The organism is Bradyrhizobium sp. GCM10028915, from assembly GCF_042666195.1.
Taxonomy (GTDB): Bacteria; Pseudomonadota; Alphaproteobacteria; order Rhizobiales; family Xanthobacteraceae; genus Bradyrhizobium; species Bradyrhizobium canariense_D.
On the sequence record NZ_JBHTFN010000024.1, the window covers coordinates 264652 to 285909 of the forward strand.

At 62.1% G+C, this 21258-nt stretch carries 23 protein-coding genes and 3 pseudogenes; 17 read left to right on the plus strand and 9 right to left on the minus strand.

Features of this window, described 5'->3' with window-relative positions:
• Positions 1 to 4 precede the first annotated feature (4 nt).
• Together flgA and flgH are read left to right on the plus strand one after the other, a co-directional pair.
• The gene (flgA, locus tag ACFQX9_RS16095; protein ID WP_377789399.1) at positions 5 to 1144 is read left to right on the plus strand and encodes a flagellar basal body P-ring formation chaperone FlgA; all 1140 of its coding nucleotides are present in this window, start codon (positions 5 to 7) and stop codon (positions 1142 to 1144) included.
• A gap of 3 nt (positions 1145 to 1147) precedes the next feature.
• Positions 1148 to 1915 carry a flagellar basal body L-ring protein FlgH gene (flgH, locus tag ACFQX9_RS16100; protein ID WP_018456424.1) on the plus strand — a complete coding sequence of 256 codons (768 nt, stop codon included), beginning with the start codon at positions 1148 to 1150 and terminating at the stop codon, positions 1913 to 1915.
• Between the two features lie 291 nt (positions 1916 to 2206).
• On the opposite strand, the gene ACFQX9_RS16105 is transcribed toward flgH, so the two are convergent.
• The 4 genes from ACFQX9_RS16105 to ACFQX9_RS16120 all read right to left on the minus strand — a co-directional run bounded on the left by ACFQX9_RS16105 (position 2207) and on the right by ACFQX9_RS16120 (position 5527).
• Entirely contained in the window at positions 2207 to 2986 is a 780-nt protein-coding gene (locus ACFQX9_RS16105) for a 2-keto-4-pentenoate hydratase (protein ID WP_377789402.1), read from the minus strand.
• 1553 nt (positions 2987 to 4539) lie between these two features.
• Positions 4540 to 4779: a hypothetical protein gene (locus ACFQX9_RS16110; RefSeq protein WP_377789404.1), complete on the minus strand. Its 240-nt coding sequence runs from the start codon at positions 4777 to 4779 to the stop codon at positions 4540 to 4542.
• Between the two features lie 75 nt (positions 4780 to 4854).
• Complete coding sequence (locus tag ACFQX9_RS16115; protein WP_377789406.1) at positions 4855 to 5283, minus strand: hypothetical protein; 429 nt, start codon at positions 5281 to 5283, stop codon at positions 4855 to 4857.
• Positions 5284 to 5341: 58 nt separating this feature from the next.
• Positions 5342 to 5527, minus strand: coding sequence for a CsbD family protein (locus ACFQX9_RS16120; protein ID WP_063994501.1), 186 nt, complete (start codon positions 5525 to 5527; stop codon positions 5342 to 5344).
• 89 nt (positions 5528 to 5616) lie between these two features.
• Here ACFQX9_RS16120 and ACFQX9_RS16125 point away from each other — a divergent pair, with 89 nt between their 5' ends.
• From ACFQX9_RS16125 to ACFQX9_RS16170, 10 genes and pseudogenes are all read left to right on the plus strand, one after another.
• Positions 5617 to 5796, plus strand: a complete 180-nt coding sequence (locus ACFQX9_RS16125; RefSeq protein ID WP_204511691.1) for a hypothetical protein — start codon at positions 5617 to 5619, stop codon at positions 5794 to 5796.
• 373 nt (positions 5797 to 6169) lie between these two features.
• Positions 6170 to 7078 carry an AI-2E family transporter gene (locus ACFQX9_RS16130; RefSeq protein WP_377789411.1) on the plus strand — a complete coding sequence of 303 codons (909 nt, stop codon included), beginning with the start codon at positions 6170 to 6172 and terminating at the stop codon, positions 7076 to 7078.
• Positions 7079 to 7229: 151 nt separating this feature from the next.
• On the plus strand, positions 7230 to 7964 hold the full coding sequence (locus ACFQX9_RS16135; RefSeq protein ID WP_377789413.1) for a hypothetical protein: 735 nt from the start codon (positions 7230 to 7232) through the stop codon (positions 7962 to 7964).
• A 264-nt stretch (positions 7965 to 8228) separates the two neighbouring features.
• Positions 8229 to 8525: a SemiSWEET family sugar transporter gene (locus ACFQX9_RS16140; protein WP_204511694.1), complete on the plus strand. Its 297-nt coding sequence runs from the start codon at positions 8229 to 8231 to the stop codon at positions 8523 to 8525.
• 45 nt (positions 8526 to 8570) lie between these two features.
• Positions 8571 to 9686 (plus strand): YihY/virulence factor BrkB family protein, encoded by a 1116-nt coding sequence (locus ACFQX9_RS16145; RefSeq protein ID WP_377789415.1) that lies wholly within the window; start codon positions 8571 to 8573, stop codon positions 9684 to 9686.
• 262 nt (positions 9687 to 9948) lie between these two features.
• Positions 9949 to 10242: pseudogene (locus tag ACFQX9_RS16150) on the plus strand (NYN domain-containing protein); the annotation flags it as partial.
• 473 nt (positions 10243 to 10715) lie between these two features.
• Entirely contained in the window at positions 10716 to 11261 is a 546-nt protein-coding gene (locus ACFQX9_RS16155) for a sigma-70 family RNA polymerase sigma factor (protein WP_377789537.1), read from the plus strand.
• Positions 11258 to 11905: a ChrR family anti-sigma-E factor gene (locus ACFQX9_RS16160; RefSeq protein WP_377789417.1), complete on the plus strand. Its 648-nt coding sequence runs from the start codon at positions 11258 to 11260 to the stop codon at positions 11903 to 11905. Before ACFQX9_RS16155 ends, ACFQX9_RS16160 begins: the two co-directional genes overlap by 4 nt.
• Before the next feature lie 79 nt (positions 11906 to 11984).
• Positions 11985 to 12569, plus strand: coding sequence for an RNA polymerase sigma factor (locus ACFQX9_RS16165; RefSeq protein WP_377789419.1), 585 nt, complete (start codon positions 11985 to 11987; stop codon positions 12567 to 12569).
• 98 nt (positions 12570 to 12667) lie between these two features.
• A complete protein-coding gene (locus ACFQX9_RS16170; RefSeq protein ID WP_377789421.1) occupies positions 12668 to 12892 on the plus strand; it encodes a hypothetical protein in 225 nt (74 codons plus the stop codon).
• Positions 12893 to 12944: 52 nt separating this feature from the next.
• Here the strand turns inward: ACFQX9_RS16170 and ACFQX9_RS16175 are convergent, their stop codons facing one another.
• The 3 genes from ACFQX9_RS16175 to ACFQX9_RS16185 all read right to left on the minus strand — a co-directional run bounded on the left by ACFQX9_RS16175 (position 12945) and on the right by ACFQX9_RS16185 (position 14811).
• Positions 12945 to 13421, minus strand: a complete 477-nt coding sequence (locus ACFQX9_RS16175) for a TspO/MBR family protein (RefSeq protein ID WP_377789540.1) — start codon at positions 13419 to 13421, stop codon at positions 12945 to 12947.
• A 26-nt stretch (positions 13422 to 13447) separates the two neighbouring features.
• Positions 13448 to 13849: a DUF2177 family protein gene (locus ACFQX9_RS16180; RefSeq protein ID WP_204511699.1), complete on the minus strand. Its 402-nt coding sequence runs from the start codon at positions 13847 to 13849 to the stop codon at positions 13448 to 13450.
• A gap of 155 nt (positions 13850 to 14004) precedes the next feature.
• Positions 14005 to 14811 carry a DUF1295 domain-containing protein gene (locus ACFQX9_RS16185; RefSeq protein WP_377789423.1) on the minus strand — a complete coding sequence of 269 codons (807 nt, stop codon included), beginning with the start codon at positions 14809 to 14811 and terminating at the stop codon, positions 14005 to 14007.
• Positions 14812 to 15011: 200 nt separating this feature from the next.
• Here ACFQX9_RS16185 and ACFQX9_RS16190 point away from each other — a divergent pair, with 200 nt between their 5' ends.
• From ACFQX9_RS16190 to ACFQX9_RS16200, 3 genes are read left to right on the plus strand one after another with little or no spacing between them, the layout of a single operon-like run.
• Complete coding sequence (locus ACFQX9_RS16190) at positions 15012 to 16325, plus strand: NAD(P)/FAD-dependent oxidoreductase (RefSeq protein WP_377789425.1); 1314 nt, start codon at positions 15012 to 15014, stop codon at positions 16323 to 16325.
• 3 nt (positions 16326 to 16328) lie between these two features.
• Entirely contained in the window at positions 16329 to 17111 is a 783-nt protein-coding gene (locus tag ACFQX9_RS16195) for a DUF1365 domain-containing protein (RefSeq protein WP_377789427.1), read from the plus strand.
• 10 nt (positions 17112 to 17121) lie between these two features.
• A complete protein-coding gene (locus ACFQX9_RS16200; RefSeq protein WP_377789429.1) occupies positions 17122 to 18339 on the plus strand; it encodes a class I SAM-dependent methyltransferase in 1218 nt (405 codons plus the stop codon).
• A gap of 337 nt (positions 18340 to 18676) precedes the next feature.
• On the opposite strand, the pseudogene ACFQX9_RS16205 reads toward ACFQX9_RS16200, so the two are convergent.
• Both ACFQX9_RS16205 and ACFQX9_RS16210 read right to left on the minus strand, forming a co-directional pair.
• Positions 18677 to 18905 (minus strand): annotated as a pseudogene (locus tag ACFQX9_RS16205) (hypothetical protein).
• 148 nt (positions 18906 to 19053) lie between these two features.
• The gene (locus ACFQX9_RS16210; protein WP_204511704.1) at positions 19054 to 19269 is read right to left on the minus strand and encodes a hypothetical protein; all 216 of its coding nucleotides are present in this window, start codon (positions 19267 to 19269) and stop codon (positions 19054 to 19056) included.
• 149 nt (positions 19270 to 19418) lie between these two features.
• On the opposite strand from ACFQX9_RS16210, the gene ACFQX9_RS16215 reads away from it, so the two are divergent.
• A complete protein-coding gene (locus ACFQX9_RS16215; RefSeq protein WP_377789431.1) occupies positions 19419 to 19832 on the plus strand; it encodes a hypothetical protein in 414 nt (137 codons plus the stop codon).
• A 1145-nt stretch (positions 19833 to 20977) separates the two neighbouring features.
• Positions 20978 to 21258 (plus strand): annotated as a pseudogene (locus tag ACFQX9_RS16220) (NYN domain-containing protein); the annotation flags it as partial.

The window sequence follows — 21258 nt, forward strand, 5'->3', positions numbered from 1 at the left end:
GACGATGATCCGCACCACCCTCGCCACGATCTCCGCTCTCCTCGTGCTGGCGCTGCCCGCACGGGCCGCCGACGACTTCATCGCGACGCCGACGCTGCGCGCGAGCATCACCGTGACCTCGGACGTGGTGCGGGTCGGCGATCTCATCGACAATGCCGGCTCGGCCGCGCTGATCCCGGTCTACCGCTCGCCCGATCTCGGCACCACCGGTGCGCTGCCGGTCGCCCACGTGCTGGCGGTGTTGCGCGCAAAGCAGGTGATCGGCGTGATGACCGGCGACATCAAGGAGGTCCAGGTCACCCGTCTCGCCCGCACGCTCGTGAACAAGGACCTCGAGACCGCGGTCGCCTCGGCGCTCGAGCGCCGCTTTGGACTTGGCGATGCCGCCAACATCACCGTCACGTTCGACCGCGGCATTGCCGACATGCGGCTGGATGCCTCCAACACCGGCGTGCTGCAGCCGGTGGCAACCCGCTACGACGCCCGCAGCGGTCGTTTCGACATCGCCTTCGAGATCAACAACGACAACAATCCGGCACCGACCAAGCTGCGTTTCACCGGCACCGCGACCGAAACGGTGGAAGTGGCCGTGCTGACGCGCGACATCGACCGCGTCGATCTCCTGAAGGCGTCCGATGTCGCCATGGAGCGGCGGCCGAAGGCCGAGGTCACCGGTGAGGCCGCCTCGCGCGATCGCACGCTCGGCATGCAGTTGCGCCGGCCGATGCGGGCGGGGACGCCGATCCGCGTCGCCGACATCGTCAAGCCCGACTTCGTGCAGCGCGACCAGAACGTCACCGTCATCTACCAAGTTCCCGGAATCTATCTCACCACGCGCGGCAAGGCGATCGAGAGCGGCGCCGAGGGCGATACCATCAGCGTGCTCAACCTGCAGACCAAGCGCACGCTGAGCGGCGTCGTCACCGGCCGCGGCCAGGTGACGGTCCAGGGCGCCAGCCAGGCCGCGCCGATGCCGGCCGCGGTCGAGCAGACCTCCTCGCTCAAGCGCGACGAGGCGCCCGCCCCCGTCGATACCGCAGCCCTCGTCCGGAACCTGGTCCAGACCCCGGCATCCCCGGCCCAGATCGCACAAGCCCAGATCCCGCAAGTCCGCGTCTCGCAAGCTCCAGCCAAGTCAGAGTAAGTCATGTCCACGTTCAGTTCGGCTTTTCGTCCCCGCCGCATCGCGATCTCTGCCCTGCTGCTGGCGACGTGCGCGCTGGCGAGCGGCTGCTCCTCGATCGACCGTCTGTCGCAGATCGGCGAGCAGCCGAAATTGTCGGCGATCGACAATCCGACGACGCAGCCCGGTTACAAGCCGGTGCAGATGCCGATGCCGAAGCCCGAGGTCGCCTCCTACAATCCGAACTCGCTGTGGCGCAGCGGCAGCCGGGCCTTCTTCAAGGACCAGCGTGCCCATCAGGTCGGCGACATCCTGACGGTGGCCGTGAACATCACCGACAAGGCCAATATCGAAAACGACACCCAGCGCAGCCGCACCAACAAGGAAGATTCCGGGATCACCGACTTCATCGGCGCCAAGACATTGGGGGCCCAAGCGCAGAAAGTGTTGCCCGGCCGTATCCTCACCGCCGACTCGACCGCGTCCAGCGAGGGCAAAGGAAGCGTGGACCGCAAGGAAGCGTTGCAGACCAACGTCGCGGCGGTCGTCACCCAGGTCCTGCCCAACGGCAACCTCGTGGTCGAAGGCAAGCAGGAGATCCGCGTCAACTACGAAATCCGCGAGCTCATCGTCGCCGGCATCGTCCGTCCCGAAGACATCCAGAGCGACAACACCATCGATTCCACCAAGATCGCGCAGGCCCGCATCGCCTACGGCGGCCGCGGCCAGATCATGGACGTGCAGCAACCGCGCTACGGCCAGCAAGTCATGGACGTGCTGCTGCCCTTCTAGCTTCTCCCGAGCTCCCACATCGTGTTCGCGAACCTAGGCGGACGACGATGTACGACGCGGCCCTCGCTAGCTCCCCTGGCGAGGGCCGCATGTATTTTGGCGATGGCTGCATACAGCGCTCAGCGACGCGCGATTGTAGCGACGCCGCTATCCCTCTCTCCGCCCCCTCGACTGTCATCACCCGCGAAGGCGGGCGATCCAGTATTTCGAGACGTCAGCGATGAACGGAGAAGCCGCGGCGTACTGGATTCTCCGCCTTCGCGGGGAATGACGACGCAGTGCCCGCGGCGCCTACGTAAACTCCGCCTCCACCGTCCCCAGGCCGTCCAGCTCCATCCGCACCTTGTCGCCGGCCTTCAGCCACAGCGTCTTCACCAGGCTCCCCGTCAGCACGAGCTGTCCCGCGTGCAGGCCCTTGCCCTCGGCGGCGAGATGGTTGGCGAGCCAGGCGAGTGCATTGTGGGGATGGCCGAGCACGTCGGCGCCGGTGCCGTGGCTGACCTCTTCACCGTTGACGATGGCGCGGCCTTTGACGGCCTTCAGGTCCGGCACCGACGAGCGCGGCACGATCTCGCCCAGCACGCAGCCGGCGGCGAAGAAATCGTCGGCGATCAAGGTCGGCGCGCCCATCGTTTCCCACTTCACATAGCGGTCGTCGACGATCTCCATCGCGGGATGATAGGCCTCGACGGCTTCGCCGACCCATTCGGCCGTGAACGGCGCCTCGCCGGCGGCGAGATTGCGCTTCAGCCGCACCGCGATCTCGCATTCGACGCCGACGCGGACATAGTCGGCAGCCGCGAGCTGCACGCCGCTGTCGTGCACGCCTTTCTGGAACACGCCGCCGCCGCATGGGTGTGGAATCCCGATGTAATCCTGCATCACCTGGCTGGTGCAGCCGATCTTGTAACCGACCAGCGGGCCGGCATGCGGCAGCAGCAGATCGTGCAGCGCCCGCTGGACCTGATAGCCCTCGGCTTCATCGGCCGGAGGAACTTCGAGCGCCGCGAGCGGCGCATGGTTGCGGCGCGCCAGCGCGATCGCCTTTGCGGCTGCGAGAATTCTGTCCATCGGCGCCGGCTCCTACACACCACAATCGAGGGCGGCACTTCAGCATCCCCGCCGGGGCGTGACAAGCGCAGGGCGCCGCGCGGCAGCACGTCATGCCAGCCCAGGCTGGATGAGCTGCGGACGCTGATCGTCCACATCATGGCAAGCCTCACGGGCGGCGCCGGCGTTTAAGGAAATATTGAGCTGGTCCGGGCTTTATGGGGATGCACGCCTTGTAGCGTCGCAACAGGCCTGATTGCAGCAATGTGTGAAGCTGCTGGATCAGCGCCTCAGCATTCGAGTCGATGTCCTTGACGCGACTCGCAAAACCTGCCGCACCTGAAGTGAAGGCTGTTTCTCATCCGAACTCACGTGAGCTCGGAGGAGTTAAGTCTAGCTCATTGATTGCGATTCATTTTTCGCGATTGCGCCCGCGCGCCGAAACGCGCGGTTGCAAGCGACAGGCAAAATGCTGATCACGGCGCGAAAAGGCGCACCTTGCGTTCAAATATGCCCGCACCACAAGACCGCGTCGACTAAGTACTTGATTTCGCACGACCGTGTTCCGGAAGAATGGATCGGTTGGCACAATAAGAACGGGGCGATTGATACGAAAGGCTAAGACCGGGTCGAGGCTAGTAAGCGTCTCGTTTACCCGCACTTTTCGTAGGGCGGCTTTTGGCCCGAACCGAGCCGGCCGATCCGCCTCCTTGCCCCGGCGGCTCCAGGGGTCCTCTGTCAGCAGCGTCGGGCATTCCGGCTTGCTGGACGGCCTTCTAGGGGGACTCCCAAAGAGGAGATTGCCATGGACGCCACGACGTTGCTGCGCATCCAGGAATTCAACTGGCTGAATTTCGACTGATCACGGGGAAGCACGATGATCCGGAATGGGTCGAGATCACGACGCCGGAGCAGGCGGAGTTCGCCGACCGTGCCTCGAAGACATCGGTGCCCCCTCACTTCGGGGCGGAGCGGCGCGACAGCGAGGTCGGCCGGCACCCGCCGCTGGTTCAAGCTCGCACTCGTCCATCCGATCACGGGCGCGGTCCAAGGCGACGTCGTCATGGCGGGTGCCCGGGCCCGGCACCCGCCTGCGGCATGCGATCCGCCACCTCGGGCCGTCGCACAGCGTCGCCTTGGGGGGAGAATCTATAACCCGGCTGCCGGACGAGATCGACGAGCTGGTTAGGCGAAATCTCATCTCGGAGACGAAGAAATCGGCATCCTCGTCCAGCAGGACGCCATACGCCAGAGGCAGGCGACCTGCCGAAGCCGACGAACGCTTCGGATGCCTGCCGTCTTTGAACTTGGCGGCGCCGTAGGCATGCAGGAGTTCGTACAGCCGGGGGGTGCGGCTTTCGATCACGACACCGGCGAAATTGGGCTGAACCGGATCCCGGTTACGGCGAGGAGACGTTCGGAAAAGCCTGGGATCCCCGCCAAGCAGACGAAGCGCTGGGCAAGGTGAAGGCCGACGAGCTGCGCGCCCTGTTCGGCTGGATCGACGCCACCGACGAGATCAGGCTCAACTCGGTCGCCTGAGCCCGCGCGTGGTTGCCCCGGCCGCGGACTCTCTAGTTTTCAGTTCCGCCCCGCTCAGCGGAGCTTCCGGGCGGTGCCTTTGCGGTCAGGCGACCCGCAGCCTCCCGTTCGTATCCGAGATCCGCGATGAACTTGGACATGATGCCATAGCCGACCTTCGCCCGCTCCTTGTTGAACGTCTGCCAGAATGCATGCACTCTGATCGATGGATTGGCTTCGATCGCTGAGCGGATGTAGTCCTCATGGCCCTCGAGCTTGCTCGCGGCGGGCACGTCCCCGTGCTCGATGAAGTAGGCGACCCATTCGGTGACTGCCTTTGCGCTGACGCCGAGCCGTCGCGCGACGAATTAGGCGCTCAACCCCGTCCTGACCTGTTTGACTGCTTCCCGCCTCAGGTGCGTCGGGAATCGATCGCGTAGCTCAGTTGGAGTCGCGAATTGGTCAAACAGGTCGCAAAGGACGTCGGAGAAGCCGTCCGTCATCACGCACATCGAATTGATGTACCCCAGCGCAATTGCCAGCACGCCGTCGACATTCAAGCTGTCCGTTAGAACTGCGTGATCAACGAAATCATGGCGGCGGCCGACGTGAACAACGCTGGCCGTATCGAGGCAAATTGAAGGCCGCGTACCACAGGCTGCGCGAGGAAGACGAGGAGCGGCCTGACTAAGGACTCCGGTCTTCTTTCGTGCGCTCTCGAGCAGGACGGCGAGCGCGGGCGCGCCAGTCGTTGGTAAGTCGAGGTCCAAGATCTCGAGCAGCGAGGCAGCGAGCATAAGATTACTGGTAGACAACAAAAAGCCCCCGCTTTCGCGAGGGCTCTTGAGGTTAAGACTACTCGCCGTTCAATACTTCGCGGGCTTTGTCTTTCACTCCGCCGACGGCGTTCTGGGCCTTGCCCTTCACCTGGTCCGCTTGACCTTCGGTTTCTGTCTTAGCATCGCCGGTCATCTTGCCGACGCCTTCCTTGATCTTGCCCTTGATGTTTGTTGCGGCGCCTTCTACGCGATCTTTATCCATGTTCCACTCTCCTCGTGCTGAGCGAGAATAACCTGCGTTAAGCGGAGAGGTTCGGGTGGAACTGCGGCCCCTCTCTCACGTTTCCGGGAATGGCAAAGAAGCAGGTAGGAATAGAAGTCATTGAGGAGGGGACCGAGCGCTTTCTCGTGAAGACGTTCGACGATGGTTCCGAGGAGCGTCAGCCGATCGTCAAGGAGCCGCGCAAGAAGCAACCGCGACGCATTGACTGGAGTCGGAAGCTGAAGTCGGGCCTGAAGAGAGGGGTCTAGGGAGACATAGCGCCGCGCTCGTTATTGAAGGGAGCGCGCTCATTCAGAACAAACCCTGGTCTGGCATTTGTACACGCTACGGCTGTGGGGGAATTAATTTTCAGGCATTCCGGTTTGCACTTTCCTCACCTCAGCGAAGCGATCACCGCAGTGGGCTCGACTGCGGGAGTGCCTCCATGCCGGGATGCTGTTAGGCGGCAATCGCGAACATCCCACTAGGGTCCGTCATTCATGGCGTTTGCGGCTCATGGCCGACTCCCGCAAGCGGTGGTGGAGGGGCCGGACGCGGTCCGCCGCTCCGGGAACAATTTGTGCGCCGAACTGTTCGCCGACTACCTTCAAGCTGGTGCCGCGTCAGCGGTTAAGGTGCTTCGTGGCAGAGTCCGAGAGTTCCGACGATCTATTGCAGGAAAGCGTTCCGGCCGCGGACGCGCCAGCCATCACCTCACTTCTGTCGTTTCAAATCGGGATCGTCGTAATAGCGACGCTCTATTTGGCGCGCGAAGTGCTTGTGCCGATCACGGCCGCAATACTTCTTTCGTTCGTGCTGGCCCCACTCGTCGATCTACTCCGAAGGTGGCGACTGGGACGAGTACCTTCTGTACTGATTGCTGTTTTTGTTGCGATTGCCATCATCGGTGCGATTGGGACGGTGATCGGATCGCAGGTCGCACAATTGGCGCCCCGCGCACCTGAATATGCAGGCACGATCGAAAGGAAGATCGAGGCCGCCCGCACCTACATGGCTGAGAAGGCTTCTGGCCTACTTGAGCGCATCGGTTACGATGCAACGCCGCTGCAGACGGTCCCGCAAGGCTCGGCTGGAGCCGAGACCTCGGTCAAGGGTGACCAGCCCGGCTCAAAACCAGCGACGTCGAGCCCGCTCGAGCTACTTCAAAAGTATCTGTCCCCTATCCTGTCGCCGTTCGCAACGCTGGGAATTGTCCTCGTGATCTCGATCTTCGTGCTGCTGCAGAAGGAAGATCTGCGCGATCGGATGATCCGGTTGTTCGGTGCCACGGACCTCCATCGGACGACGGTGGCGCTGGACGACGCCGCTCAGCGGCTGAGCCGATACTTTCTGGCTCAACTCGGATTGAATTCGGCGTTCGGTGTAATCATCGGCGCGGGATTGTTCTTCATCGGCGTGCCCAATCCTGTGCTGTGGGGCATTCTTTCCGGGCTGCTGCGCTTCGTGCCTTACATCGGCTCGTTCATATCAGCAGGCTTGCCCATCACGCTCGCGACAGCCGTCGATCCGGGATGGTCGATGGCGATCTGACAGAGATCCTCTATATCGTGGTCGAACTTGGAGTAAGCCAGGGCATCGAACCGATACTTATGGCCACAGCACCGGCCTTTCGCCATTAGCGGTTGTGGTATCTGCGATCTTCTGGAGCTGGCTTTGGGGCTCGATTGGCTTGGTGCTTTCGATGCCCCTTACGCTGTGCCTGGTTGTGCTCGGCCGATATGTTGATCGGCTAGAGTTCCTGGACATCCTGCTTGGAGACCGACCGCCGCTCACGCCCGTCGAGAGTTTCTATCAGCGATTCCTGGCGGGAGACGCGGACGAGGCCCAGGATCACGCCGAGCTGCCGCTGAAGGAACGATCGCTGTCTTCCTATTACGATGAAGTCGCTCTAAAAGGCCTGCAGCTGGCTGCCAACGATGCCGAACGTGGCGTGATCGGGCAAAGGCATCTGGAACGTGTGCGGAATACGATAGAGGGGCTCATCCGCGAACTGGCCGAGCACGAGGACCAGGATCCTTCTTCGCTGGACACGCAGCCTGCCGGCACGCCTAGAGATCAACGGGGCATCCCCAGCAATGCGGCGCCCGAAGATTGCCCGCACAGATCCGCGCTTTCGGCCCCATGGCAAGGAGCAGCCCCCGTTCTATGCCTTGCCGGCAAGGGACCGCTCGATGAAGCAGCGTCTGCGATGTTGGCGCAACTTCTCGGGAAGCATGGTCTGGGCGCGCGGGTCACGAGGTATGACGCCGCCTCGCGCGAAGCCATCAACGCGCTGGAGGTGACAGGTACCGTCATGATCTGCATCTCCTACCTCGATATTCGGGGCAGCCCTTCGCACCTGCGCTACCTTCTGCAGCGATTGAAGCGAAGAGCTCCAGGCGTACCCGTCCGTCGGATTGTGGCCAGCCGAAGATGACGTTCTGAGAGACCGACAGGTTCAGACTGTGATCGGCGCCGATTACTACGTCACCTCGCTCCGGCAGGCGGTAAACGTCTGTGTATCGCAAGCTCGTAAAGATACGCGGTCATCCAGCACCGCCGGGGCGTAAGCGCGCTAGAGCGAAGCGCAGCACCACTCCTTTGCCCTGACGTCCTGCGCACCTCAGCTGCTTAACCCTCCTTGGCGCCGGAACCCTTCCAGCGGAGGTCCGTTCAGCCGGTGCACCGGAGAGGTAACCAGATGTCACACGATCTCACCACCTATCTGGGCGGACTTGCTGCCTTCCTTGCTTCGCTCTCCTACGTCCCACAGGTCCGAAAGGCGTGGCCCCGCGGATCTACCGCCGATCTCTCCATGGGAATGTTGGTAGCGCTGACCACGGGGTTGGCTTTGTGGGTCGTCTATGGGGCGATGCGCGGCGATTGGGTCATCATCGCCGCAAACGCGGTCGGCGCTTCTTTGGCCGGGATCGTCCTCGGTTGCAAAATCCGCGACTGCCGTGCGTCGACGCGCGAAGCGGTACAGGAACGATCGTGACTGGAATACAGTTGTCCCGGCTCGAAAGGCAAGGACGACAGAAGCATGACTGAACACCCAGACGTTTCAGAGCGGCAGTCGATCGGTTGGTCACTGGCGTCCACATTGGCGGTTCTCGGCCTTGCGCTCATCTCGGATCGCTTGCTGCCGACGCAACAGGATCGGGAGGAGAGCCCATCCATCGTTCCTTCCTCGCAGACGCGACCAGATGGCGCTGACGAAGACCGAGGCCGCCAGGCCACAACCCCCTCGGAGATCCCGCCACGCGGCTGGAAAGACATCCTTCGGCGAGTCTACGCGAACATTTCCAAGCACCGCATTCTGGCGCTGGCGGCCGGCATGACCTACTACAGCATCCTGGCCATTTTTCCCGCCATCGCCGCGCTTGTCGCCGTGTACGGCCTTTTCTCGGACCCCACTACCATAACGCGACACCTCGATCAGCTGGGCGGATTTCTCCCCGGCGGAGCGATCGATATCGCACGCGACCAACTCACCAGAGTTGCGTCCAAGGGCTCGCAGACGCTCGGCATTACCTTCGCCATCGGCCTTGGTACTTCGCTTTGGAGCGCCAACGCGGCCATGAAGTCTTTGTTCGACACTATGAACATCGTCCACGGCGAGAACGAGAAACGTGGGTTCTTCAAGCTCAATGCCGTCTCACTAGGTTTTACGCTCGGCGGCATCGCCTTCGTCGTCGTCGCTCTCGGATCCATTGTCGCAGTACCCGTTTTCCTGGACTATGTCGGCCTGTCCGGCGCAGGCGACCTTCTGCTCCGGATCGGGCGGTGGCCGGCGATGTTTCTCATCCTGACCCTCGCGCTCGCAGTGATCTATCGATATGGGCCGAGCCGGCAGACGGCCCGCTGGCGTTGGGTCACTTGGGGCAGTGCCATCGCGGCTCTGCTGTGGATCGCGGTTTCCGGGGCCTTCTCCTGGTACGCCGCAAACTTCGGCAAGTTCAACGAAACTTACGGCTCACTTGGGGCGATCATCGGCTTCATGACTTGGCTGTGGATCTCCGCCATCGTCATCCTGCTCGGTGCGGAGGTCGACGCGGAGATGGAACATCAGACCGAGCGCGACACCACCACCGGCACATCCAAGCCAATGGGGTCGAGGGGAGCGAAGGTCGCCGACACCGTAGGCGGCAGCCGCTGACGGCATTGCTCCAGTTTCGCAGCCTCCATTCGCCAGCCTGGGTAACTTACGCAACGCATCTGTTAGAGATCCTGCTAACCAAAGCCACGGGCACCCGCAAATTCGTCCATCAAGAATGGTCTGAAGCGCCGCTCGGGCGAGTTCGGTACCGGACATGCCCGGCATGAGGTGACCCGTCACGACGAAATCGGGAGTGAGCCCCCGGTTCAGCAGTCGAAGCGCCTCTTCGGCCGATCCCGCTTCAACCACATCGTGCCCGAGCGCCGAGCACATCGACCAGATGGTGCTGTTCTCGGGCGACGGCGACTTCCGCTCTCTGGTCGAGGCCGTTCAGCGCCGCGGCGTGCGGGTCACCGTGATTTCCACGATCGCCAGCCAGCCGCCGATGATCGCCGACGAGTTGCGCCGCCAGGCCGACGTCTTCACCGACCTCGTCGAGCTGCAGTCCAAGCTCGGCCGCGACCCGTCCGAACGTCCCGCTCCGCGTGATCGTGAACCGCGTAACCACATGCCGAAGTTCTTGCAAGAGCCGAAAGGAAATGACCCTCTCGAGTGAGACAGCCTTCCTCAATGGACTTGCGGCTAAACCAGGACCCATAGCTGGATTGTTATTGGGGCGTCACAATCGACGTCCCGTCTCGATGCAATCGCGCCGTTTCGGCGAAGATCGTAGAACTCTTCGCGTGACCTGGCGCGCATCATGGCTTCGTTAGTCGAAAAGACCGGCTGCCGGCGCCAGGTCGATCTGGTCAGGCTCGCGAAATCGCTGACATTTCCGGTGTGAGGCCCGGGAGAGACGGCGCGGTCGGCCGGACCTCTGCGCGGACGGCGCCGGAACCTGTCGAAATGATCATTCCGCGGTGATCTAGGGCCTGTCCTCGTTCGTTCCCAGACCTACACGTCGCTTGTCGAGGCGCTATGATCGCTGCTATCCGAGCTTTAGATGCGCCCATCCGGGCGAAGGCTGGTTTTCCCCGGAGGACTGAAGCGCGGCTGTCGACTGGCACGAGCAAAGGGCCGAACACAAAGGTGGACTGGGCTGATCTGATCGGACGCGTCGCCTCGACCCGAGACCGGGAGGCCTTCAAGCGCCTGTTCGAGCATTTCGCGCCACGCATCAAGGGACTGATGCTGAAGGCCGGGTGCAGTTCAGACGAGGCGGAGGAGATTGCTCAGAATGCCATGATCGCGGTCTGGCGGAAGGCAGGCCAGTTCGATCCGGCGACGGCCGGAGCGGTGGCATGGATATTCACCATCGCGCGCAACCTGCGCATCGATTTGTTCCGCAGCAGAGCGCGGGCGGACCGCCTGCGGGGCACCGCTGAGCTTCCCGAGACGCCGGATCCCGCCGAACCGGCGGATGCCGTCATGTCCCGCGTGCAGGACGCCGCGCGGATCAATTCGGCGGTCGAGCGGCTCTCGATGGAGCAATCCATGGTGGTGAGGTTGTCGTTCATCGAGGAGATGCCGCACCCGGAAATCGCGAGCCTGCTTGGCATTCCGCTCGGAACGGTGAAGTCGCGGATCAGGCTGGCGATGAACCGCTTGAGAGACATATTGGACGAAGAAGCATGACGATCAGCCATCATCCGCCGGAAGATCTTCTGGCCGACTTTGCGGCCGGCAGGTTGGAAGAAGCCCATCAATTGGTGGTGGGGGTGCACGTTGCGGGTTGCGCGCGGTGCGGCCGGTTCGTGCAGGCCATCGAGCAACTTGGCGGCTTGGCTCTTGAAGATGTCGAGCCGGTGCCGGTCGCATCGGATGCGTTCGAGCAGGTGATGTCGCGCATTCACGACGCTCCTGAAGAACGAGCGGCGCGGATTTCCGAGGCCGCTCGCGGCAGCGAGCAGGATGTTCCGGCGGCGCTGCGAAACTACCGCATCGGCAAGCGCAGGCGCATCGCTCCGGGTCTGAGCATGCGACCGATCGAGTTGTCCGGATCGGGCACGGCGCGGGCATTTCTGCTTCGCTCCGCGCCGGGGAGCCGCATGCTCGAACACACGCACACCGGAACCGAACTGACCCTCGTGCTCCAGGGCAGCTTCAGCCACGAGGGCGGCCGATTTGGTCCGGGTGATTTCGACTATGGCGACGATGAGATCGATCATCGGCCTGTGGTGGGCGACGAGGGCCCATGTCTTTGCCTTGTCGCAATGACGGGCGACCTACGCATGAACGGCCTGCTCGGCAGGCTGATCGGGCCATTCGTGCGGCTTTGATCCGCTCGCCTCCTTCTTCCGCCGGGTGATCCGAACGCGAGTCCGGAGCGTTTCGATGGAAACGCAAGGGAGACAGATCATGGCCGGCTTAAGCCTGACACGACAGGCGCAGAGCGAAACATTGCCCGAACTGCTGGCATGCGTTTCGGCGGGCGACACACGGGCCTTCGCAGCGCTGCATATGCTGACACGGAGCAGGCTGCGCAGGACAGCGCTCGCCGTCGGAACTCCGCCCCACGACATCGAGGACATTCTTCAGGAAACCTATCTGAAGATCTGGCGCAACGCGGGTCGGTTCGACAGCGGCCGTGCTTCAGCGATGACCTGGATGTCCGCGATCGCCCGGAACACCGCCATCGACCATCTGCGGGTCAGAACCCTGCCGACTCACGAGCTCGACGAGGCACTTCTGGTCCCGACAATTGCTGATCAGCCGTCGATCGACGATTTCGACTACGCCCGCGCCGACCCGATCGCACGCAGCGTGCTGGCTCGTTTGCCGGAAGACCGCCGCAGACTGGTGGCGCTGGCCTATCTCGAGGGTGAGAGCCGCGCGAGCTTGTCGCGGCGCTTCGGTGTGCCGGTCGGCACCATCAAGACTTGGTTGCACCGAACCCTTCTGGCGGTGCGCAAGGATTGCCTTGCCGCATCGGCTGCAGCCTGAAGCAGACGAGGAACCCGCGCGTGGCCGCAGAGATCATCGAATTCCCAAACCGTGGACACCAGGACCCGCTTGTGTCCTCCGTTGCGAGGCTCGAGCAGATGGTGAAGGAGGTCGACCGTCTGGCCGCCGAGCAGCCCGCTGATGGGCTCGATCAACTGCTCGTTGTCATGGCGCGCTTCGGTGATCGACTGGTCGATCTTGCGCACCTGGTACTTGACGACGATGCCAAGCGGAGTGTCCAGATCGCATTCACCTCGCTCTCCGACAAGATCGCGGCGACCCGCGACGCGTTTGACGAGTGCGATGGAGCGACGGATCTCTGAATTCGGCGACGCTCACCCGTTCGACGCTATGAAGTCAGCTCTGAGTCTGATCCTAATTGAGACGGAGCAACGAGATGTTCAGCAAGGTCGCAAAACCCACCCAGCCGGCATAGGGAATGAAAAGCGCCGCTGCCAGCCGATCGTTCGCCCATTGTCGCCAGACGAAGGCGAGGATCACGGCGAACAGCGCAACAATGACGCCGAGCGCCACGTCCATGCGATGAAGCGAAAAGAAGATGGGAGACCATGCAAAATTCAGGATCATCTGCAGAGCCCATAATCTCATCGTCGTTCCGCGCGGCTCCGCCTCGAAGGTGCGGAATCCCGCCACGGCGATCATCAGGAACAGAGCCGTCCAGACCGGTGCGAACACCGCATCCGGCGGATTGAACGATGGCTTGTCGAGCGCCGCGTACCAGACTCCTGGACGGTTCAAGACCCCGATCAGAATCCCCGCAGCAGGAACCAGGAACAGGAAAGCGGCGCATCGGTACCAGCTGCCGCGCTTCCGGTCGCCATCGTGTCGCAGTGCTCCGTTGTGCGTCCCGTCCATGATCAATGCGCTATTTTTTGAGCGACGAGAAATCCGGTCCAGGCGCTGACACCGGCGAGGACGGATCCCCAGCACACGTCCGCAACAGTGAGCCCCGTCGACCAATTGCGCAGCGTGGCCTGGTTGGTCAGATCGTAGGTCGCATAGGTGAAGCAGCCCAGCATCACGCCGGACGTGAAGGCACGCAGCGCGCCACCATCCTGCTGAGCCGGCAGCACCGCGAACCAGATCAGGCCGACGGGATAGGCCAGATAGAACACTGCGGCGGCGGCGAGGTCGGGCTGCGAGCGCAACATGTCGCCCAGCACCGGCCGGTAAAGTCTCTCAACCATGGTCTTGAGCCAGATCATGTCGAGCGCAACGAAGGTCGCAGCCACCGACAGATACGCGAAAAGCAGGCTCATGTCCGGTCTCTCCTCCGGTGGTGTCGCAACCGGTTTGACAAAGGCAACGCCTGTAAACGACGTGAGCCCTTCGCTGGATCACGCTACGCGCTCGTTCCCCCTTGCCGCGCAACCCTGTCACGCCCTTGAACCAGATCGTGCGGCCGGAGCTCCGATCATTCCGGCGCCTTCTTGGGCGGCCGTGGAAAGAAAGCGCTGGTGCGTGCCTGATAGTCCCGATACCGACCGCCGCGGGATCGCAGCATCTGGACTTCTAGCGGGGGTATTCCGGTCACGTGCACGAGTATCCAGTACATGATCGCCGGCGCGATCAGGCTCGCCCAGCCCCATGCGTAGCCCGGCGACAGCGCGATCATCGGATAGGCGAGCCATCCGAGCCATTCGAAGAAATAATTCGGATGACGCGACCAGCGCCAAAGCCCAATATTGCAGACCAGGCCCGCGTTTGCCTTGTTGCGCTTGAAGCGTCGCAATTGCTCGTCGGCGATCGCCTCGCCTGCGACGGCCGCAAGCATGATGGCAGCGCCGACATAGTCCTGGACTCCCAGGGCGGCCTGCGGAGCGTGTGCAGCCAGGAAGACCGCGAATGGCAGCGGCACCGAGGCGAAGGCCTGCGACTGCAGGAAAGCAAACATGTGAAGCGGCGCCTGTGAGCCCCATTCCTGCGCATAGCTTGCATAGCGCGGATCGTCGATACTCGCCGCGGCGCGCCGGGCGATATGCGTCCCGAGCCTCACCGACCAAAGCAGCACGAGCCCGCCTACGAGCATCTGGCGCACTTGCAGCGCCTCGCCGAATGGCAAAAGGGCCGCCACCGCCCCAACGAGGCCCACGGAATAGGTCCAGATCGTGTCGACCCACCCGGAATTGCCGGTTCGCTGCTGAACGATCCAGGCCAGCCCCATCAACAGCGAAAGCGCAAGCGCGATGCCGGCGACGATCAGTATCTGCAGCAAATCCATGTCTCACCATACTCAAACTCGGATCCTTACGTCCGCCCCGTGCCCCGGTTTCGCGAGTGATCCACACTGTCCGCCGGAACGTTTCCTTAAGCGCGGGTGGACAGATCAGCTATTGGAGCTGTCCTGAGCCAGGCGACGGACGACATTGGCCCGAAACCGGATGTTCCGGCCGTCGCCGGTGGCATTGGGGGCGACAAAGCATGCGTTTGGCGGTGATCGGGACGGGAATTGCCGGCAATGCCGCCGCATGGCTCCTGTCAGAACGTCATGCCGTGACCGTCTACGAGCGCGAATTGCGACCGGGCGGACACAGTCATACAGTGCGGGTTGACTACGATGGCGAAGAAATCGACGTCGACATTGGCTTCATCGTGTTCAACGAGCCGAACTACCCGGAATTGACGTCTCTGTTCGCGCACCTGGGCGTGAAGACCGAGGAGACATGCATGAGCTTCGCGATGTCGGCCGACCAAGGCCGATTCGAATGGCGGGGCGGCGGCGAGACCTTCCTGCAGGTCGCCTCCGGCCTGTTCGCCCAGCCGCGCAACCTCTTCTCCCCGTCGTATTTTCGCATGCTGGCCGAGATCCGTCGTTTCAACAAGGCAAGCGTCTCCGACTTGCGGGCCGGCCGGCTCCAGAACCTCACACTCGGCGAATATCTGCGCCAGGGAGCGTTCAGCCCGCGCCTGTTCAGCGATTATCTGGGACCGATGGGGGCCGCCATCTGGTCGTCCCCCTCAGCCGAGATCCTCGCCTTTCCCGCGGAAAACTTCATCGCCTTTTTCGACAATCACCGGCTGTTGCATCTGGATCGGCCGCTCTGGCGGACCGTCCAGGGCGGCAGCCGGCGCTATGTCGAGAAGCTCACGGCCAGGTTCAAGGCCAGCATCCGGCTCGGCTGCGCGGTGACGTCGATCCATCGCACCACGCACGTTGTGACGATCGCCGACAGTCACGGCAATCAGGACTGTTACGACGCTGTCGTCATGGCCTGTCACAGCGATCAGACTCTGGCGATGCTGTCGGATGCCGACCCACGCGAGAGATCGATTCTCGGCGCGATCCGTTACGCTTCAAACACGGCCTATCTGCACCGCGACATCAAGCTCATGCCGAAACGCCGCAATGCATGGGCGTCCTGGAACTTCTTGCGCTGGCGACGCGAAGCGCCTGCCCAGAACGACGTCGCGGTGACTTACTGGATGAACCGGCTGCAAGGCATCGACGACAGCAAGCCGCTATTCGTCAGCCTCAATCCCCCTTGCGAGCCGGCGCCTCATCTCACTTTCGGCAAGTTCACTTTCGCGCATCCACAGTATGACGCGGGCGCGTTCGCCGCGCAGAGGAATCTCCCCGAAATCCAGGGACGCCGCCGTACCTGGTTTTGCGGCGCATGGACCGGCTACGGATTCCACGAGGATGGCTTGCGCTCCGGCATCGCCGTCGCCGAGGCACTTGGCGGTGCGGTGCCGTGGCGACAGTCGGACGCGTTGCTGGCGCAGGCTGCCGAGTAGAAGATGTTGCAATCGAGCGCTCCAGAACGAACAGCGACGTCATCTGCAGCCGCGCTCTATCTGGGCCGGGTGATGCACGCACGTATGCGGCCCGTGCACCACAGGTTCGCTTACCGGGTCATGAACCTGCTCATCGACCTCGACCGGCTTGATGAAGCGGATCGACAGTCTCGCCTGTTCGGCGTCAATCGCGCTTCAGTCTTCAGCTTTCACGAATCCGATCACGGCAACCGTGACGGTGCGTCCTTGAGCAATCATGCGCGACGCCTGGCCGAACAACGCGATGTCGATCTGTCGGGCGGGCGCATCCTCCTTTTGTGCTATCCGCGGCTCTTCGGCTACGTGTTCAATCCACTTTCGATCTACTTCTGCTATGGCAACTGCGGCAATCTTGCGCTGCTGATCTACGAAGTCCGCAACACTTTTGGCGAAATCCATTCCTACATCCTTCCGGTGGAGGACCCAGTCACCGGCGGCGACATACGACAATGCCAGGCGAAAGGATTCTACGTCTCGCCCTTCATGGAGATGCAAACGCAATATCGCTTCAGCATTGCCCCGCCCGATCAGCAAGTGAAGGTCAGAATCGTGCAGAGCGATGAGCATGGTGTGATATTTACGGCCGCATTCTCTGGGCAACGCCGCCCGCTGACCAGCCGCTCGCTGTCGGCGACGCTCGTCACTCTGCCACTTCTCACCTTCAAGGTCGTCGCGGCCATTCATTGGGAAGCGATCCGGCTTTGGCTGAAAAATGTTCCTTACGTCCCCCGTCCGAACCAACGCTGAATGTGAAGCCATGGATCTCGCAGCCACTCACCAGACTGCTCGTTTCGATGACGTTCCCTTGCTCGCGCGGCTCGCGCTGCGGCTTGCCTCGCGGCTCAAGCTCGGCACCGTGGATGTTCGCCTTCCCGACGGTAGAACGGTGGTGTTGCGGGGAACGCATCCGGGTCCGTCCGCGACCATCGAGCTCAACAGTTACGCCTTCGCGCGAAGCCTGGTCCTGGGCGGCGATATCGGCATGGCCGAGGCTTACGTTCGAGGCGATTGGAGCACACCGGATCTCTCCCAGCTGCTGTACGTGTTCTGTCTCAACGACGACCTGGTCGACAGCGCCTTCGCCGGCAATGCATTGGTCCGGCTTTGCCGGTGCGCGCTGCATCGGTTGCGACGAAACACGCGACTGGGATCGCGGCTGAATATCCACGCCCATTATGATCTCGGCAACGAATTCTTTGCGGCCTGGCTCGATCCGAGCATGACCTACTCGTCGGCATTGTTCTCGCCCGATGCGACCGACCTGCTCGCCGCTCAACGGCACAAATACGAACAGCTGGCGAAAGCGATCGAGCTGCGGCCCGGCCACACCCTGCTCGAGATCGGCTGCGGCTGGGGCGGCTTTGCCGAATATGCCGCCAAAACTTGCGGCGCCAACGTCTTGGCGCTCACCATCAGTAAGGAGCAGCACGCATACGCCAGCCGGCGAATCCACGAAGCCGGGCTCGGCGAAAAAGTCGAGGTCCGGTTGCAGGATTATCGCGATCAGGACGGGCAGTTCGACCGTATCGCCTCGATCGAGATGATCGAGGCCGTCGGCGAGCCGTTCTGGCCGACATACTTCAATCAACTTCATCAACGGCTCAAGCCGGGCGGTCTTGCCGGTATCCAGGCGATCACCGTCCGCGACGAGCTCTTTGACAGCTACCGGCGGCGCGTGGACTTCATCCAGAGATACATTTTTCCGGGCGGGATGCTGCCTTCGCCGAATGTCCTGCGCTCGCTCGGCGAACGCGTGCAGATGCCTCTGATCCGCGAGCGGGTCTTTGGACAGGATTACGCCAAGACGATCGCGGTCTGGCGAACGAGCTTCGGCCACGCCTGGACGGGCCTGACCTCGCTCGGCTTCGACGAGCCGTTCCGGCGGCTGTGGGAATATTACCTCTGCTACTGCGAGGCAGGTTTCAGGGCCGAAAAGATCGACGTCCGACAGCTGGTATTCGCGCGCCGAAGCTGACGAGACCATCCTGCCGCGGCGACCTCGAGGAGCCCTATTGCATGCTTGAGTGAGTGAATGGTGGCCAGGGCGGACTGGACATCGAATCTAAAAGATCCAACAATGTCAATTACTTACCGCGACGACCACAATGCAGCTTGTACCACTCCAATGTGCTCCTGTCGACCGGGCTATCAGGCCTCGCACGATAGAGCGCCAGTCCCGATGTCTTCATGATCCGAACTGATCGGACTGCCAGGTCGCGCGGTGCGATCACAAGCTGATGGGACATCCGTTCCTCGATGGGCATTCGCTGCTGGGCTTTTCACGCCCAAAAGCAGGTTCGGGCGTACTGATCCTATGCTCTACCAAGTGGATCTTCAGGGGTGCCAATGTCAAAGGCGCCCAGACGGTATTCTTCGCCGACCGACATCTCGTTCGGCAGTTGCGGTGAACGTTGCTTCAGGGAAGCGCGTCCACACGTCGATGTCCTCTGGCGTGACCGTGACGAAACCGAAGAAGCACTTATATCGGCCCGGTTCCGTAACGCGACCGACCTTGTCCCAATTGATCTTGTTTACGCGCATTTCTCGCTCGATCAGAAACCAGAGGTTCGATTCTCTGTGGGGAAACGGGTCTTGATGTCTATGGATCGGCAGTCCCCCGTCACATCATAACTGGCCGCGATCGGTTTCCGCTCGGTTACTGCCAAGGACGCAACTTGAACGGCGAGCTCTAATTCCACTCGTTCTCGGGCAAAGAGCCGGGCGGAGGCCTCAACTCCTCCAATCCCGCTTCGATAATGGCGATCTCGTCCTGGACGGCCGCAACCGAGCTCGCCGGATTGATGCCGGTCACAGCTTGCAGCTCTGTAAGCAGCTTGCGACGGTGCGCCAGTAAGTCGGCCAGAGCGCGTCGGTCCCGCACCCTTATGTAGCCGGCGACAATCATCTGAATCGCATTCGACAGGCCGCTCTGGGGCGATTGTCCGAGGAGTTTACCCGTTATTTCCTAAGCCAACGTTGCGTGCTGCACGTTCATCGCGCCAGACGTGCTCCGCCAGAGCGCAGGAAGTTCCACGCCGAGCGAAAAGCGCCAGGATGAAACGTGCAATGCGGTGCCTTATCTTCGCGATTAACGATTGGGGCAGCACATTGGACGCGGAAGCGATTGACTGCATTAGCGCGGAAGAAGCTCTACAGCTTGGCTCCGCCGCGGTGGAGGACGACCCTGTTGAGGTTTGGTGTGGATCACGGCGTCTTGCTCGTTTTGAGCCGGACCGGAGGGTGCGGCCATTTCCGCGCCTGCGCGAGCGCTTGATCAAAGTCGAACGACGTATTCGCGAAGGCGAGCAACACATCGCCCAGCAAGAGAGGGTGATCGCCGAATTAAAGCGAGGGGAACGCGATCTCGCAATCGCGTTTGCGGTTCTGGACACCGTGATCGAGACCCAAAAGGCTCATTTGCAGGCGCGAGATTTGCTGCTCGCGGAGCTGGCGAGGCGGTCCGCGTAAGGTTCTTTCCCCGCCTGCGGTACGCTAGGCCGGAGAGCAGGTTGTCAAGCTGTGCTGGCAAAGCCGTGCTGCGGACTGAGATGGCTGACCGAAGCGGCACCCAGAACGTGGGGCATATTGCCGAGTTTTCCTGTAACTTGGGGGCGCTCTGCCCCCAACTGAGCGCGGCTTTTTCCATGCGGTGCGTGGCCGCCGGACGAGATGCAAGTCCATGCCCTTGTCCGGTCGTTTTTGGACAAAGGGACGGCCCGCTTGTGCGCCCGCATGGAGATGGCTGACAAACCTCGTTTCCAATTTCGCGGCGATCATCTCCCTTGGCTGCTTCCCACCCATGCCGGGCGGGGCCGTGCGGGAGACATACCGCGGCCTTGTGCTTGAGGCAGCTCAGCGAACCGGAGAGTTAGAGGCCATCGGTGCGCGGATCTTCAAGCGCATCACTAATCTTGAGCTGGAGCTTGCCGCGCGACTTCAACAAGCCTGAAAAGCCAAGACGGTGATAGATGACGAAGGAGGACACTGGTTCCGTCTACGATCCACTCCGAAGGACGTTGGTGGGCGTCCGGCAGAACGCTGTGCGGTTCACGTGGCGTGGCGGCAAGCTGGCTTAGTTCTGCTTACGACGCACTATCCGACAGCTCCGACAGGCGCAGACTAGATAGAAAGGTGATCCGGCCTCTCGGCTTCAGGTCCGGCTCGTACGGCTTCGATGCGGGTTGTCAGGAGCAGCTGAAACATCGCGCGCGCGGCCATGTACTGAGCCGCTGGCCTTGTTCGTTCCGTCTCGAGTAAAAGTACGGTTCCCAGGTTGTCGGAAACGGACCAGCGCCAGACGCGGCCTCGCTTGGCAATCGCGCAATCAAAGAGAGCAAATTCGCAGGCGGTCATGACGTGCCGCGCGCCCTTGAGATAAGTGATTTTCAGCAAACAGAAGGCGTGATTCAATAAGCAGAAAGTATGCCACACTGGCCAGACACAACTTGCCGCGCCAGACCGAGTTCCAGAGCGCCGCATCGCCAATACAGCTTGAAGCAGATTGTGCTACTGACTATCTCAGGTAGCTATTCTTCATAGTGCTCCCGGAGTATGCGACCGAGGTTCTGCGCTGCTCCCAGACCTCGACTCGCGCTGGCAAAGGCTCGATCAGAATGTCACCTCCCTCTCGCGATAGGGTCGCGCTCTTCATCGATGGAGCCAATCTCTACGCGACGGCGAAAACTCTGGGCTTCGACATCGATTACAAGCGCCTGCTGAAGGAGTTTCAGAGCCGCGGGACGCTGCTTAGGGCGTTCTACTACACCGCCATCATCGAGGATCAGGAGTATTCCTCGATCCGGCCGCTGATCGACTGGCTCGACTACAACGGCTACACCGTCGTCACCAAGGCGACCAAGGAGTTCATCGACGCCTCCGGCCGCCGCAAGGTCAA